The following is a 14,613-nucleotide window of genomic DNA, read 5'->3' on the forward strand; positions in this document are numbered from 1 at the left end:
CCGATCAGAAATCGGCGCTGTACTTCAGGCTCAACGCGCGGTCATCGCCACGCTCGCCCACCCGCTGGTCGTAGCCGAAACGCAGCGCGCCGCGCTCACCGAGCGGCGCGGACGCCGCAACCCCGAGCAGCCCGCCAGACCGCGCCGGCTGCATGCCGCGTAACGGCGCCCACGCATCCACGCCGATAAAGCTGGCATCCAGGCTTAGGCCCTCGCTGCTGAGCGCTTGCTGCCACTCGGCATAACCGCCCAGCTGCAGGCCGCGCCAGCGGTACGCCGAACGCAAACCAGCCAACAGCTGCGTCCGCGCAGAGGTGCTGGCATCGGCACGCAGACCGAACCCTTCACCCCCCTGTTCGCGGAAGCCTTCGCTGGCCAGGCGCACGTAGTCCACGCCCAGGTACGGCGTCAGCGAAGCAGCGACATCACCGAAGCGATAGCCGGTTTCCAGGTTGCCGCTGAGGTAGCTGCCGCTGTAATCGCTAAAGGCGGCACTGCGGTCCAGGCCAAACTGCAGGCTGCGCTCGATCTGCCGATGCACATTGCCAAAGCCCATCTGGCCCAACGCATACCCCGGCCCGCGCGTGGTGCCCCAATACAGTTGGGCATGCACCTGGCGGTCGCGCCCACGCGCGCCATCCAGATCGCCCAAGCTGTTGGAGCGCGTTTCGCCGAAGGCAAACCCGGCCACCGCACCGGATGCCATGCGCAGATCGTTGCCCATCATCCAGCCCGAGGTGGCGAAGCCATTGCTGGTCGCACCACCCTCGCCCGGCCCACCCAGTGCACGCTGCCAGACACCAAGCAGGCGCGGTTGTTGCGAGACGCCATCGAAATGCGTGGCCAGCGCGCGTCGACTCAGATCAATCGTGTCGAAGGTCATCGCCGCCGATTCGGCATGCGCGCGGCCGGACAGACTGCGCAGCGAATCCGCAGCCGTCTCACCGGTTGGCGACTGCTGCAGCGCGGCCGCAGCCTGGACAAACCCGCTACTGATCGCGCCGCTGCCCTGCAACAGCTGCACGTCCACTTGCTGAAATGCCTGTTCAACGCGCACGGCAGAGTCCATTGCCGTCGTGCCGGACAAGCCGAGCGTGCTGGCAACGGCAGTGGCTGTCAGACCGCGCAGCGCCAGGTACGCATTGTTGCTGTCGTAGGTCACGCTTGCATCGAGAAAGGTCACCGCCGGGCCGCGCGTAACCGTCCCGAACGTGCCCTGCAAGCCACCGGCTGCCTGCAACAAGGTGTAAGTGGCGTTGTCGACCACGTAATCGCGGCGCCCCAGCAATTGCAGCTCGCCCGCGATGCTCGCCGTGCCGGTGACGTTCAAGCGGTCGCCTACGTTCAAGGCCAAACGGCCGGTGCTGTCCTGGATGTAATTACCCGCGACCGCCAGCGTTGCGCCGTTGACCTGCACGGTGCCTGCATTGTTGAGGGTTCCGGCGATCCGGCCACTGCCAATCAAGCTGGCGCCGCTGGCCACGCCGACGCGCGCACTTTGCAGACTGGCGGTCTGCAAGGTACCGCCCAAGACCTGGGTGTCGCCAACAAAGGTATTGGCGGTGCTGCTCAACACCAACGTGCCGCTACCGCGCTTGGTCAACCCACCGTTGCCACTGATGTCGTTGGCCCAGGTCGAACGTAAGATCGTGACCTCGACATCCACCGTGCCCCAGTCAAACCGCGCCGGCCCCAGCACCGCCTTGCCCACGTTGAGCAGGCCATATCCGAACGTCGGATCGACGCCTGCGGCGCCGAGGTCGGTCGCCGTGCCCAACAAGGTCTGGCGCACCAGGTCGTTGTTGAAATAGGGGTACGCCTGCCACACCAGCGCGGCGGCGCCGGACACCAACGGCGCGGCAAACGAAGTGCCGCTGCCATAGAAGTAGCTCAGGTTACCGGCGGTACTGTCGGGGCCGACATACACCGACGTGCCCGGTGCCACCAGGCAATACCGCATCGTTACACCGCAGGCATTCGAATACGACGCCAGCTGGGTCGGATTGGCGGTATCCACTGCACCAACGACCAGCCAGCCGCGCTCTAGATCGGCAGCCGGCCGCGTGCCATTGGGGCCGGGCTGGCTGGGCAACGCAGCAGTATCGGATGGCTCGGTGCGCGATTCATTGCCGGAGGCGAACACCACCAAACCATCGTTGCCGATCACGAACGCACGGTATTCCTGTGCGACCGGGTTGGTCACGTTGGGGTCGTTCCAGTACAGCCCGCCCCATGAGTTATTCATGATGCGCGTGCCTGCGCGGATCAGGTCCGCATGCACGGCCTCCAATCCAAGCGGCCCGTCGATCTCATTGCCTTGCCCGCTGCCGTCATCCGTAGGCGCCTTATCGGCAATGATGCGCGCCGAGACCAGCGTCGCACCGGGCGCAATGCCGCCCGGCCATTGCCCCACCGCGCCTCCAGCCGCCAACTCAGCTACTACCGTGCCGTGTCCTAGCACGTCACCCACCGCGATATTGTTTTTGCGCGGATCGACATAGATGAAGCTGTCGGATAACCGCCCCTGCAACGCGGGATGATCGCCGTTGATGCCGCTGTCGACCACGCCGATGGGGTAACCGGCGCCGGTGAAGCCGAGTGCCTGCGCGGCACGCGTATTGGTCAGCGCCAGGTGCGCATCGAACGCGGGCTGCGGGGTCGGTACGGTCGTGGGTGGCGGCGGCGGCGGCGGTGAGGTGGGCGGTGGCGGAGGTGGTGGCGAGGTCGGTGGTGGTGCAGTCGGCGTGCTCGGACGAATACCGCCTCCACCCCCACCACCGCCACACGCGGTCAATGCCACGGCCAGCGCCGAGGCCAGGACAGTCCTGGCGACGTCTGTCTTTTTCATCTTGAGTTTTCCCCGAACCGATCCATGGATCGGGCCCAACCCCGGGCCCGAATATCGCTTTTATACGTCACGTCAAGCCACCACTCCAGCACGGTGCGCGCTGGCGCGAATCGGCCACGAGGCAGATAATCGTTTCACTTTAAACGGTATCCACTCATGTCCGACATCGTCATCGTTGCTGCAAAACGCACTGCCATCGGATCGTTCCTCGGCCAGTTCAATGGCGTGCCCGCCCCCACGCTTGCTGCCGCCGCCATTGAAGGCGCGCTGGCGCAGTCGGGCGTTGCCGCGGCCGATGTCTCCGAAGTGATCGTCGGCTGCGTGCTGCCCGCCAACCTGGGCCAGGCGCCGGCGCGCCAGGCCGCCATTGCGGCCGGCATCCCGACCTCGACCGGCGCCACCACCATCAACAAGGTGTGCGGTTCGGGCATGAAGGCAATCATGTTCGGCCACGACCTGATCAAGGCCGGTTCGGCCAACATCGTGGTGGCCGGCGGCATGGAGTCGATGAGCAACGCGCCGCATCTGCTGCCGAACTCGCGCACCGGCAACCGCTACGGCAATTTCCAGGCGGTGGACCACATGGCGTGGGACGGCCTGACCAATCCCTACGATGGCCAGGCGATGGGCGTGTTCGGCGAAGCCACTGCAGAGAAGTTCGGCTTCTCGCGCGCCGATCAGGATGCCTATGCCATCGCCTCGGTGGAACGTGCGCAGGCTGCGCAACGCAATGGCGCATTTGCCGATGAAATCGTGCCGGTGAAAGTCGCCACCCGCAAAGGCGAGATCGTCGTGGACAGCGACGAGCAGCCCGGCAAATCCGACGTGGCCAAGATCCCCACCTTGAAGGCGGCCTTCAAGAAGGACGGCACCGTCACCGCCGCCAGCTCGTCGAGCATTTCCGATGGCGCCGCGATCACCGTGCTGATGGCGGCCGATGAGGCGCAGCGCAGCGGGATCACGCCGCTGGCGCGCATCGTGGGCCATGTCACCCATTCGCAGGCACCGGAATGGTTCACCACCGCGCCGGTGGCCGCGATCCAGTCGCTGGTCGGCAAGATCGGCTGGACGCTGGACGACGTGGACCTGTTTGAAATCAATGAAGCGTTCGCCGTGGTGGCGATGACACCGATCAAGGAATTGGGAATTGCGCACGAGAAGGTCAACGTGCACGGCGGTGCCTGCGCGCTGGGGCACCCGATCGGCGCATCCGGTGCACGCTTGGTGGTGACATTGGTGAATGCGTTGCGCAGCCGCGGCGGCAAGCGCGGAATCGCGACGCTGTGCATCGGCGGCGGTGAAGCAACTGCCATTGCTATCGAATTGATTTGATTGGCATTAACAGCGAATTTGCAAAGCTGAATGCGCGCGCGCTTGACACTAGTCTTCGGGCCGTCATCATGTCGGGGGCGCGCAATAGCGCGTTGCCTAATCTAATCGACGAGGATTGAAACAATGACCATCAACAAGCTGCTGATCGCAATGGCTCTGGGCCTGGCCCTGACCGCTTGCTCGAAGCCGGAACAGGCTCAGGACGCTGCTGCTTCGGCTAACGAAGCTGCAACCGACGCTCAGACCGCTGCTGACCAGGCTGCTGCCTCGGGCTCGCAGTCGGCTGACGCCGCTCAGGCTGCTGCCAACACCGCCGCTGCTTCGGCTGACACCGCTGCTGACGCTGCCCAGGCTGCTTCCGGCGCCGCCACCGACGCTGCTGCTGACCAGGCTGCTGACGCTGCCAAGACGGCTGAAGACACCGCCGAAGCTGCTAAGGACACCGCTGAAGAAGCCAAGAAGTAATCACTTCTTAGCTCCAAGCGCGTTCGGAGAAAGCCGCTGGTTTCCAGCGGCTTTTTCTTTGCCTGGGTGTTGAGTGTTGCCCACCTCACGTCCACGCGTACTGCCCAACGCGTATCTATGCGCGCGTAACCGCACTGCGGCTCTACCGCTTCTGTTCGCGCAGCTGAATGCGGCCTCGCGGCATTGACACCGGCTGCATCCGGGTCTGCATAAGCTCAGCTTTCCAATCGGAACCGGAACAGGACCCACCCATGAACAAGATCCGCATGCTGTCGCTGAGCGCCGTTGCTGTTGCTGTGGTCACCCTCGCCGCCTGCCAGGGCCCGGATGCCGAACAGGCACGCCGCGATGCCGCTTCTGCCGCAAAGCACGCTGCCGCCGCGACCGAGCAGGCCGCCGACCGCGCTGCCGTGCAGGCCAAGGAAGCCACTGCCGATGCACGCGTCGCCGCACGCGACCTGGCCGCCGACGCCAGCCGCGCTACCGCCAACGCCGCCGATGCCACTGCCGACAAGACCCGCGAGATGGCCAACAAGGCCGAGCAGAATGCGGCCGAAAAGAATGCCGAGCACGACGCGCAGCATTGAGTGCAACCGCAACGCCTGAGCACGCACGCAATCCGCGACGCGCTTCGCAACTCCTGCATGCACCGGTGAAATCTGTCCGGTGCATGCAGCCCCGGACAAGCAGCCGGCTCGTGTTGTCGAGCCTGGCACGCTAGGATCTGCGGATGCCTTCTTCCTTTACCTCGCGGCGCCGCAATCAGCTGGCGCTGGTCTTCTCTGCGCTCATCTTTATTGCGATCGGGATCGGCATCTTCATCGGTGCGCGCCGCTCCCTCGCCGATGCCGCGCTCGTCTCGCATACGCATGAAGTCATTGGCCGCGTCGATGAGATCCAGGCGCGTGTGCTCGATGCCGAATCGGCCGAGCGCGGCTACCTGCTCACCGGCAATGACGCGTACCTGCTGGACTATCAGACCAGTGTGGAGCGGCTGCCGATCCTGATCGGCAACTTGCGCCGCAAGATCGCCGACAACCCTTCGCAGGTGGCGCATCTGGATCAACTGCATCATTTGGTCGACACGCGGCTCAAGCAGATCCAGCACGTACTCGACGTCTACGCCGACAGCGGCCTGGAGGCGGCGCGTACCAGCATTCGCCAGACCGCGTTTCGCACCACCAGCGCCATCCGCGAACAGGCACTGACCATGGTGCAGCGCGAGCAGGAGCTGCTGGCATTGCGTGCGGAAAGCAGCCGCCAAAGTGCGTTGTTGTTGCTGATCCTGGCGCTGGCCGGCATCCCATTCGGGCTGGCCGTGGTCGGCACGGTGTACGGCCTGCTGATGCGCGAACTGCGGCATCGCGCGCAGGCCGAGCGGCATGCCGCACGTGCCAACCAGGAACTGGGCGAGAGTATCGGCGCGCTGCAGCGCAGCGCGGCCGATCTCAATCTGCTCAGCCGCTACACCGGCCTGCTGCAGAGTTGCGTCAGTGCCGAAGAAGCATTGGATGTCACCAGCCGCACGCTCGCGCATCTGTTGCCCGGCATCGCCGGTAGCGTGTATCTGCTGCGCGCCTCGCAGGACCGCGCCGAGGTGATCAGCCACTGGGGCACGCCGTTGGTGCACAGCGCCTCGCATCTGCTGCCCGAAGAGTGCTGGGCACTACGCCGCGGCCAGCCGCACCTGATCGAAGACCTGGCGCGCGATGCGCCGTGCGCGCACATCGACCTGCCCGATGCGAGCGTGGCAATCACCACCGCGTGCCTGCCGATGTCGGCACAGGGCACGCAGCTGGGCTTTCTGTTCCTGTCCGCGCCCGGGCCGGCGCCGATGCCCCGCCTGGAGATCGCCGAAGCGGCCGCCGAGCAGTTGTCGCTGGCCTTGAGCAATTTGCGTCTGCGCGAATCGCTGCGCCGGCAGTCCATCCGCGATGCGCTGACGGGGTTGTACAACCGCCGTTACCTGGAAGAAGCGCTCAGCCACGAACTGGCGCGCTGCGCACGCCGTGATCTGCCGCTGTCGGTACTGATGCTGGATGTGGACCACTTCAAGCAGTTCAACGACGGCCAGGGCCATGCCGGCGGCGATCTGTTGCTGGCCGCAGTCGGTGAATTGCTGCTCACCCGCCTGCGCGCCGAGGACGTGGCCTGCCGCTACGGTGGCGAGGAATTCACCGTGATCCTGCCGGAAACCGACGGCGAGGAAGCGATGCGCGTGGCCGAACAAATTCGCGGCCACATCGCTGCGCTGGCGGTGAGCGACGGCCAGCGCGCGCTGCCACGGGTCACCGCGTCGATCGGCGTGGCCAGCTTCCCGGCCGATGGCGAGCTGGGATCGGCCTTGATCCAGAAGGCCGATGCGGCGCTGTACGTGGCCAAGCGCCAGGGCCGCAATCGGGTGGAACGGCACGGCGCGGTGGCGGTGAATGCCGAACCGGGTGGCACAAACGGCGCGATTGTTTGAGATTCGTCACACAAAAGATGCTCTAGCGCAGCGATAGTCGGCGTGACCCATCCAAGCGAGGCAGTCCCGATGTCGATGTGGCGCGATCAAGGTCCCAACAAGAAAGACGGCGTTCCCGCAGCGCCCGAGGTTCCGCCGGCCGATGGCCGCTTGTTCAATGCCGAACCCACCCCCGCCCCGGCCGCTGCAGCGGCGGTGACGCCAACTCCGCCGGTGGTGGCGACGCCGGCGCCAACCCGGCAGAGTGAGGCGAAGGAATCCCTGATCGCCGCCGACATCAGCATCGAGGGCAAGATCGAAGGTGCCGGACATGTGCGCCTGGCCGGCCGGTTCAAGGGCGACGTCAACGTCAAGGGCGATCTCACCATCGAACGTGGCGCCAAGCTCAACGGCGGCGTGCGCGCCAACAAGGTGATCATTGCCGGGGAACTGGAAGGCAATATCGAATCGGCTGCGCAGGTGGAGCTGCAGACCTCCGGCGTGCTGGTCGGCGACGTCAAGGCCGGCAGCCTCACTGTCGCCTCCGGCGCACGCATGCGTGGCCAGGCAGACTTTGGCTGGGGCGAGGACACCGGCAGCAAGCCGCCGGCCAAACCGGTGGTTGCGGCCGGAGACAGCGACGCCACATGAGTGCACCCCGCCCGGGCACGCCCGGCGCCACGCGCAGCTGCCCGCATTGCAAGGCGACGATTCTGGAAAGCGCGGTCGTCTGCCCTGCCTGCCGGCACCATCTGCGCTTCGATTCGGCGGCGGCGCAGCACACCCAGCCTGCGCCGATCGTGCCGCTCAAGGTCGACGGCACCATTCGCCACCCCGCCGATGGCGATGCCTGGGAATACACGGTGGTAGTGGTGGTGCGCAACGGCAAGGGCGAGGAAATCCGCCGCCAGGTGGTGGACGTGGGCGCGATGCAGGGCGGTGAGGAACGCGGCTTCACCCTGGCGGTGGAGGCCACGGCGGTGCGAACGACTGGGCGGCGTACGCGGCATTAGCTGCGCTGCGTAATTGCGGTGTGGCGTGGCCCGCAGTCGGCGCCGTGCGCGTCCTGGGTCGGCAGTCGCATCGGCCTGTTGCGGTTCCGGCGATCAGTCCGGACACAACGACCATGGTCAGGGTCGAACACGCGCAGGACCAGGTCGGCTGCTACCGAGACGGCGCAGCTCCTTTGGTAGCCCATCGCGCGCAAGAAATGGTTGATCCTGTCCCACGTGCACCTGGATCGCGCTGGTGGTACCGGCGCCTTGTTGCAGCACCTGCCCAATGCGTGCGTGCTCGTGGAGCAGTCGCCGCGCGCAGCTTCGTGACGCGGCTGCATCGTTGCCCACTGGCGACCAGCGCAACCTCCACCGCGCGGGGCTCTGTGCTCCCCATCGCGGCCTTCCACACCCAGACACCTGACACCGCCGCGCACCCCGCATCTGCGCAACACAGGCAGCATCTCGCACGCATCGCGCCCATTCTCAGGATCTGCACACCGGCTTGGCCAGAGTTGCCGCATGCACAACGGCAATGACACACGCGGCGATCTGGTGGTGCTTGGGCCCGAAGGGCTGTACTGCCCACAAGGCGATTTCCATATCGATCCATGGCGGCCGGTGCCGCGCGCGGTGATCACGCATGGTCATGGCGACCACGCACGCGGCGGCATGGGCGAGTACCACTGCACGCGCGAAAGCCTGCCGATCCTGCAATGGCGGCTGGGCGAGCAGGTCTATCACCCGCATGCCAATGGCGAGGCCTTCACCCTGGGACGCGCGCGAGTGTCCTTGCATCCGGCCGGTCATGTGCTGGGCTCGGCGCAGGTGCGCATCGAAGTCGATGGCCAGGTGTGGGTGGCCTCCGGCGACTACAAACGCCAACACGACCCCACCTGCGCGCCGTTCGAAGTGGTGCCGTGCGACACCTTCATCACCGAAGCAACCTTCGGGCTACCCGTGTACCGCTGGCCGGACACCGCGCAGGTGGCAGCCGATATCGTGGCCTGGCGCCATGAGTGCGCCGCGCGCGGCGAGGCGGCGATCCTGTATTGCTATGCGCTGGGCAAGGCACAGCGTGTACTTGCCGAACTGCGCGCCTGGGACACGCAGCCAGCGCTGTTGCATGGCGCAATCGCCGCCGGCGTGGAGGTGTACCGGCAAGCCGGCATCGCCATGCTGGAGACGCAACCGGTGAGCGAACACGCACGTGGCGCCGACTACGCCGGGCAATTGGTGCTGGCCCCGCCATCGGCGGCCGGCAGCCCGTGGATTCGCCGCTTTCGGCATGCGCAGCAGGGCTTTGCCTCGGGCTGGATGCGCATCCGCGGCAACCGTCGCCGGCGCAATTACGACCGTGGATTTGTGGTGTCCGATCATGCCGACTGGCCCGATCTGCTGCGCACCATCGCCGACACCGGCGCGTGCCGGGTCATCGCCACGCATGGCAACACCGATGCGTTGATCCAGCACCTGCGCGAGCACGGCGTGGCCGCCGAAGCCTTCCGCACCGACTTTGGAGCCGAGGAATGAATCCGTTGCCTGCACGCCGCTATGTCCGCGCGCGGCCGCGGATCCGGCTGAGTGGCGCACTGGCGTTTCGCCGGCATGCGCTGGCCTTTTGTGTGCATCGCGCCACCCCCGCCGCCACGCTGGGGCCACCGCGCCCGCAACGGCGCCCACACGCATTGAGTGCATTCACCCGCGCTGCCTTGCGTCTGCGCGCGAGACCGCTGTTGGCCAGCGCGGAAACAACGCCGTGAAACGGTTTGCGGCGTTGTACCGCACTCTGGACCGTAGCACCGGCACGCTCGACAAGCGCGCCGCCCTGGTGGCGTATTTCCGCGCAGCGCCGCCGCTGGATGCGGCCTGGGCGCTGTATCTGCTGGCCGGTGGCAAGGTGGCCAGTGCGCGCATGCGCATCGCCGCCAGCGGCGAGTTGCGCGAGTGGATCGCCGAGGCCGCCGGGATCGCCGACTGGCTGGTAGCCGACAGCTACGATCATGTAGGCGATCTGGCCGAAACACTGGCATTGCTGCTGGATGATCCAGCCAGCGAGGCAGCGGATGTGTCACTGGCCGAGTGGATTGAACAGCGCCTGCTGCCGATCGCCAATCAAGACGTGGCGGTGCGCAAGCACTGCATCGTGCAGGCGTGGCGCACGCTCGCCTTCGACGAACGCCTGGTCTTCAACAAGTTGCTGACCGGCGCATTGCGTGTGGGTGTCTCGCAGCGGTTGGTGCAGCAGGCCCTGGCTGAACTGTCGGGCGTGGATATCGCACGCATTGCCCAGCGCATGCTCGGCAGCTGGCGCCCGCATGCCACGTATGTGGCCGACCTGCTCACGCATGAGGAGCTGCCCGGTGACCGCCAGCAGCCTTACCCGTTTTTTCTGGCATCGCCGCTGGAGGCCGATGTCGAAAGCCTGGGCGCCATCGACGACTGGCTGCTGGAATGGAAGTGGGATGGCATCCGGCTGCAGCTGTTGCGTCGTGCTGGTGAAGCGGCGCTGTGGTCGCGTGGCGAAGAACGCCTGGATGGCCGCTTTCCAGAGATCGAACAGGCTGCCATGGGCTTGCCAGACGGCACCGTGATCGACGGCGAGCTGCTGGGCTGGCAACCCGAGCAACCGTTGCCGATGCCGTTCACCGCGCTGCAGACGCGTATCCAGCGGCTCAAGCCCGGGCCCAAGACGCTGGCGGCCGCGCCAGCGCGCGTGGTCGCTTACGACTTGCTCGAACTGGACGGCGAAGACCTGCGCGAGCGCCCGCTGCACGCACGCCGTGCGCTGCTCGATCGCGTGCTCGCCACCCTCGCCGACCCACGCATCATCGCCTCGCCGCTGGTGCACTCCACCGATTGGCAGGCCGCCGCGCAAGTGCGATTGGATGCACGTGCGCGCGGCGTTGAAGGGCTGATGCTCAAGCGCGCGCGTTCGCCCTACCAATCCGGCCGCCGCCGTGGCGACTGGTGGAAGTGGAAGATCGACCCACTGACCATCGATGCGGTGCTGCTGTACGCACAGGCCGGCCATGGCCGGCGCAGCACGCTGTACACCGACTACACCTTCGGGCTCTGGCACGACGGCGCGCTGGTGCCCATCGCCAAGGCGTATTCGGGCCTGGACGATACCGAGATCCTGCAACTGGATCGCTGGATCCGCGCCAACACCACCGAGCGCTTCGGGCCGGTGCGCGCGGTCACGCCGCACCATGTGTTCGAACTGGGCTTTGAAGGCGTGAATCGCAGCACGCGGCACAAGTCCGGCATTGCGGTGCGCTTCCCGCGCATCCTGCGCTGGCGCCACGACAAACCCTTCGCCGAGGCCGACCACTTGAGCAGCCTGCAGGCACTGGCGCGGTGAGCCCGGCACCGCCACAGCGCGGCACGCCGTTGCAGCAATGGCGGGCCTGGTTTGCGCAGCGCGGCTGGGCGCCGTTGCCGTTTCAACGCGATGTCTGGAAGCGCTATCTGGATGGCGAATCCGGCCTGCTGCACACCCCAACCGGCAGCGGCAAGACCCTGGCGACATTTGGTGGTCCGCTGCTGGAAGCGCTGGCCGCACGCGGACGCACGCCGCCGGCCATGGCAGTGGCACGTGGCCGGCGGCAGCCGCAGCGTAGCCTGCAGGTGCTGTGGATCACCCCGCTGCGCGCACTCGCTGCCGATACCGCGCGTGCCCTGCGCGAACCGGTGGAGGCCTTGGGCCTGGATTGGCAGGTAGGCCTGCGCACCGGCGACGCCAGCGCGCGCGACAAACGCCTGGCCCGCAGCGGCAAGCTCGATGTCCTGGTCACTACGCCCGAATCGCTGGCCTTGCTGCTGTCGTATCCAGATACCGCGCCGCAGTTAGCGGCGTTGCGCTGCGTGATCGTCGACGAGTGGCACGAGCTGCTCGGCAACAAGCGCGGCGTGCTGTTGCAACTGTGCCTGGCGCGCCTGCGCGGGTGGTCACCGGCGCTGCGCATCTGGGGGTTGTCGGCCACGCTGGGCAACCTGGCGCAGGCACGCGATGTGTTGCTGCCGCATCAACCAGACGCGGCCTTGGTGTCGGGGGTCAAGCCACGCGCCATGAGCCTGGAAACGCTGCTGCCCGAGACCGGCGAGCGCTTCCCGTGGGCCGGCCATCTCGGTCTGGCACAACTGGCACGCGTGCTGCACAAACTGATGGAACAACGCACCAGCCTGGTGTTCACCAATACGCGCGCGCAGGCCGAACTCTGGCACCAGGCGCTGAGCGCAGTGTGGCCGGAGGATGCGGCCACACTGGCGCTGCACCATGGCTCGCTGGATCCGGCGCTGCGCACCGCGGCCGAGCGCGGCCTGCGCGATGGCAGCCTGCGCTGCGTGGTGGCCACCTCCAGCCTGGACCTGGGCGTGGACTTTCCGGCGGTGGATCAGGTGCTGCAAGTCGGCAGCCCCAAGGGCATCGCACGCCTGCTGCAACGCGCCGGCCGTGCACGGCACCGCCCGGGCGAATCCGGCCATGTGGTGTGCGTGCCCTCGCATGCACTGGAATTGCTGGAATATGCAGCGGCGCGGCGCGCGATTGCACATGGGCAGATCGAGGCACGCCCGCCACCGCGGCTCTCATTGGACGTGCTGGCCCAGCATTGCGTGACCCTGGCACTGGGCGGCGGTTTCCAGGCCGATGCGTTGTTGCGCGAAGTCCGCGGTACCGATGCCTTCGCCGCACTCGATGAGGCCACCTGGCAGGCCGTGCTCGACTTCATCGTGCAAGGCGGCAGCGCGCTCGCGCACTACCCCGATTTCCACAAGGTGGTGCGCGACGACGCCGGCAGCTACCGCGTCACCGACCGGCGCGTGGCGCTGCGGCATCGCCTGTCGATCGGCACCATCACCAGCGATGGCAGCGTGCGCGTGCAGTTCCTGCGCGGCGGCCGGCTGGGCGCGGTGGAAGAACAGTTCGTCGGTCGCCTCAAGCGCGGCGACCGCTTCCAGTTCGCCGGGCGCTTGCTGGAACTGGTGCGGCTGGAAGACATGACCGCCTACGTGCGCCTCGCCAAGGGCGGCAGCGGCGTGGTGCCCAAGTGGATGGGCGGGCGGATGCCGTTGTCCTCGGCGTTGGGGCGCGAGGTGGAGGCGGTGTTCGCCGATCCCGGCGACGCGCCGGAAATGCGGATGCTGGCACCGTTGCTGCACTTGCAGTCCAGCCTGTCCGCACTGCCCGGCCCCGGCCACCTGCTGGTGGAAACCATCAAGGCGCGCGATGGCCGCCACCTGTTCGTGTATCCGTTCGCAGGCCGCCAGGTCAACGAAGGTCTGGCCGCGTTGCTGGCTGCACGCTGGGGCCGGCGGCAGCGCAACACCTTCAGCTTTGCAGCCAACGATTACGGGTTTGTGCTGTCGCCAGCGCAGGACGTGCCGGTGGATGCCGCACTGCTGCAGGAATTGCTGTCGCCGGCACGGCTGTTCGAGGACCTGCGCGACAGCCTCAATCTGGGCGAGCTGGCACGCCGGCAGTTTCGCGAGATTGCGCGCGTCGCCGGGCTGCTCTCGCCATCGCTGCCTGGGCGTGCGCCGCGCAGCCTGCGCCAGTTGCAGGCCTCCAGCGGCCTGCTGTACGACGTGCTGCAGCGCTTCGACCCGGGCCACCTGCTGCTGGCCCAGGCCGAGCGCGAAGTCTTCGAAGGCCAGCTGGAATTTGCGCGCCTGGCCCACGCGCTGGAAGACTGCGCAGCGCGCGCCTTGCGCCTGTGCACGCCGCGCAGCCTGACGCCGCTGTCGTTTCCGCTGTGGGCCGAGCGCGTGCGCGGGCAACTCAGCACCGAAGACTGGAAAGCGCGCGTGCTGCGCGCGGCCGCGCAACTGGAACGCAAGCATGGCCGATAGCGTGCATCTCACCCTGGCAGGCGAGCCGGTGGAGCTGCTCGGCGAGCGTGCGCTGTATCGGCCCGCGCGGCGCGCATTGCTGATCGCCGATCTGCATCTGGGCAAGGCCGATGTGTTCCGGCGTGCCGGCATCGGCCTGCCTGCGGGCGGCACGGAACACGATCTGGAGCGGCTGGACGCGTTGCTGGCATCGCGCCCGGTGGACGCGCTCTGGATTCTCGGCGACCTGCTGCATGGGCCGGCACCGCGCGCGGCCTGGCACCGCCGCTGGAGCGCCTGGCGCGAGCGCCATTGCGCCCTGCAGGTGATTGCGATCCGCGGCAATCACGACCGCGCCTTGGCAGGCGCCGATCTGCACATCGAAGCGGCCGGCGAACAGGTGGAAGATGGCCCGTTCCTGCTGCGCCACGATCCGCTGCCGCATCCGACCGGGCATGTGCTGTGCGGCCACCTGCATCCGCTGGCGGCGCTGCCCGGCCTGTCGCGCCGCTGGCCGGCATTCTGGTTGCGCGACGGCGTGACCATCCTGCCGGCGTTCTCGCACTTCACTGCCGGCATCGTGCCGACCCTGGTCGAAGGCGAACGCCTGGTTGCCTGCGTCGAAGGCGATGCGATGGCACTGCCGGTGCGGTGACAATGCGCGCACCGCGTTGATGCAGCAGTGCGCGTGCGGC

At 67.1% G+C, this 14,613-nt stretch carries 12 protein-coding genes and 1 pseudogene; 12 read left to right on the forward strand and 1 reads right to left on the reverse strand.

The annotated features are described in order from the left end of the window. Nucleotides 1-4 precede the first annotated feature (4 nt). Nucleotides 5-2,848, reverse strand: coding sequence for an autotransporter serine protease (locus tag QRM60_RS03095; RefSeq protein WP_285445583.1), 2,844 nt, complete (start codon nucleotides 2,846-2,848; stop codon nucleotides 5-7). A 156-nt stretch (nucleotides 2,849-3,004) separates the two neighbouring features. Between QRM60_RS03095 and QRM60_RS03100 the strand changes: the two genes are divergently transcribed. The 12 genes and pseudogenes from QRM60_RS03100 (at nucleotide 3,005) to pdeM (ending at nucleotide 14,573) form a co-directional block, all read left to right on the forward strand. Further along, the gene (locus tag QRM60_RS03100) at nucleotides 3,005-4,180 is read left to right on the forward strand and encodes a thiolase family protein (protein WP_285445584.1); all 1,176 of its coding nucleotides are present in this window, start codon (nucleotides 3,005-3,007) and stop codon (nucleotides 4,178-4,180) included. Between the two features lie 123 nt (nucleotides 4,181-4,303). Next, on the forward strand, nucleotides 4,304-4,645 hold the full coding sequence (locus tag QRM60_RS03105; protein WP_011036489.1) for a hypothetical protein: 342 nt from the start codon (nucleotides 4,304-4,306) through the stop codon (nucleotides 4,643-4,645). A gap of 251 nt (nucleotides 4,646-4,896) precedes the next feature. After that, nucleotides 4,897-5,232, forward strand: a complete 336-nt coding sequence (locus tag QRM60_RS03110; protein ID WP_011036488.1) for a hypothetical protein — start codon at nucleotides 4,897-4,899, stop codon at nucleotides 5,230-5,232. A gap of 143 nt (nucleotides 5,233-5,375) precedes the next feature. After that, complete coding sequence (locus tag QRM60_RS03115; RefSeq protein ID WP_225041536.1) at nucleotides 5,376-7,112, forward strand: diguanylate cyclase; 1,737 nt, start codon at nucleotides 5,376-5,378, stop codon at nucleotides 7,110-7,112. Nucleotides 7,113-7,181: 69 nt separating this feature from the next. Further along, nucleotides 7,182-7,742, forward strand: a complete 561-nt coding sequence (locus QRM60_RS03120; RefSeq protein WP_225041552.1) for a polymer-forming cytoskeletal protein — start codon at nucleotides 7,182-7,184, stop codon at nucleotides 7,740-7,742. Then, the gene (locus QRM60_RS03125; protein ID WP_012438863.1) at nucleotides 7,739-8,104 is read left to right on the forward strand and encodes a hypothetical protein; all 366 of its coding nucleotides are present in this window, start codon (nucleotides 7,739-7,741) and stop codon (nucleotides 8,102-8,104) included. Before QRM60_RS03120 ends, QRM60_RS03125 begins: the two co-directional genes overlap by 4 nt. 186 nt (nucleotides 8,105-8,290) lie before the next feature. Further along, nucleotides 8,291-8,389, forward strand: a pseudogene (locus QRM60_RS03130) (MBL fold metallo-hydrolase); the annotation flags it as partial. Nucleotides 8,390-8,608: 219 nt separating this feature from the next. After that, nucleotides 8,609-9,619, forward strand: coding sequence for a ligase-associated DNA damage response exonuclease (locus QRM60_RS03135; RefSeq protein ID WP_285445585.1), 1,011 nt, complete (start codon nucleotides 8,609-8,611; stop codon nucleotides 9,617-9,619). Beyond that, nucleotides 9,616-9,849 carry a hypothetical protein gene (locus QRM60_RS03140; RefSeq protein WP_285445586.1) on the forward strand — a complete coding sequence of 78 codons (234 nt, stop codon included), beginning with the start codon at nucleotides 9,616-9,618 and terminating at the stop codon, nucleotides 9,847-9,849. The genes QRM60_RS03135 and QRM60_RS03140 overlap by 4 nt, the downstream gene beginning before the upstream one ends. Beyond that, nucleotides 9,846-11,450 carry an ATP-dependent DNA ligase gene (locus tag QRM60_RS03145; RefSeq protein ID WP_285445587.1) on the forward strand — a complete coding sequence of 535 codons (1,605 nt, stop codon included), beginning with the start codon at nucleotides 9,846-9,848 and terminating at the stop codon, nucleotides 11,448-11,450. Before QRM60_RS03140 ends, QRM60_RS03145 begins: the two co-directional genes overlap by 4 nt. Continuing rightward, nucleotides 11,447-13,939 carry a ligase-associated DNA damage response DEXH box helicase gene (locus QRM60_RS03150; protein ID WP_285445588.1) on the forward strand — a complete coding sequence of 831 codons (2,493 nt, stop codon included), beginning with the start codon at nucleotides 11,447-11,449 and terminating at the stop codon, nucleotides 13,937-13,939. Before QRM60_RS03145 ends, QRM60_RS03150 begins: the two co-directional genes overlap by 4 nt. Then, complete coding sequence (gene pdeM / locus QRM60_RS03155) at nucleotides 13,929-14,573, forward strand: ligase-associated DNA damage response endonuclease PdeM (protein WP_285445589.1); 645 nt, start codon at nucleotides 13,929-13,931, stop codon at nucleotides 14,571-14,573. The genes QRM60_RS03150 and pdeM overlap by 11 nt, the downstream gene beginning before the upstream one ends. The last annotated feature ends 40 nt before the right edge of the window (nucleotides 14,574-14,613 follow it).

Source organism: Xanthomonas sp. fls2-241-TYG-148, assembly GCF_030208815.1.
GTDB lineage: Bacteria > Pseudomonadota > Gammaproteobacteria > Xanthomonadales > Xanthomonadaceae > Xanthomonas > Xanthomonas campestris.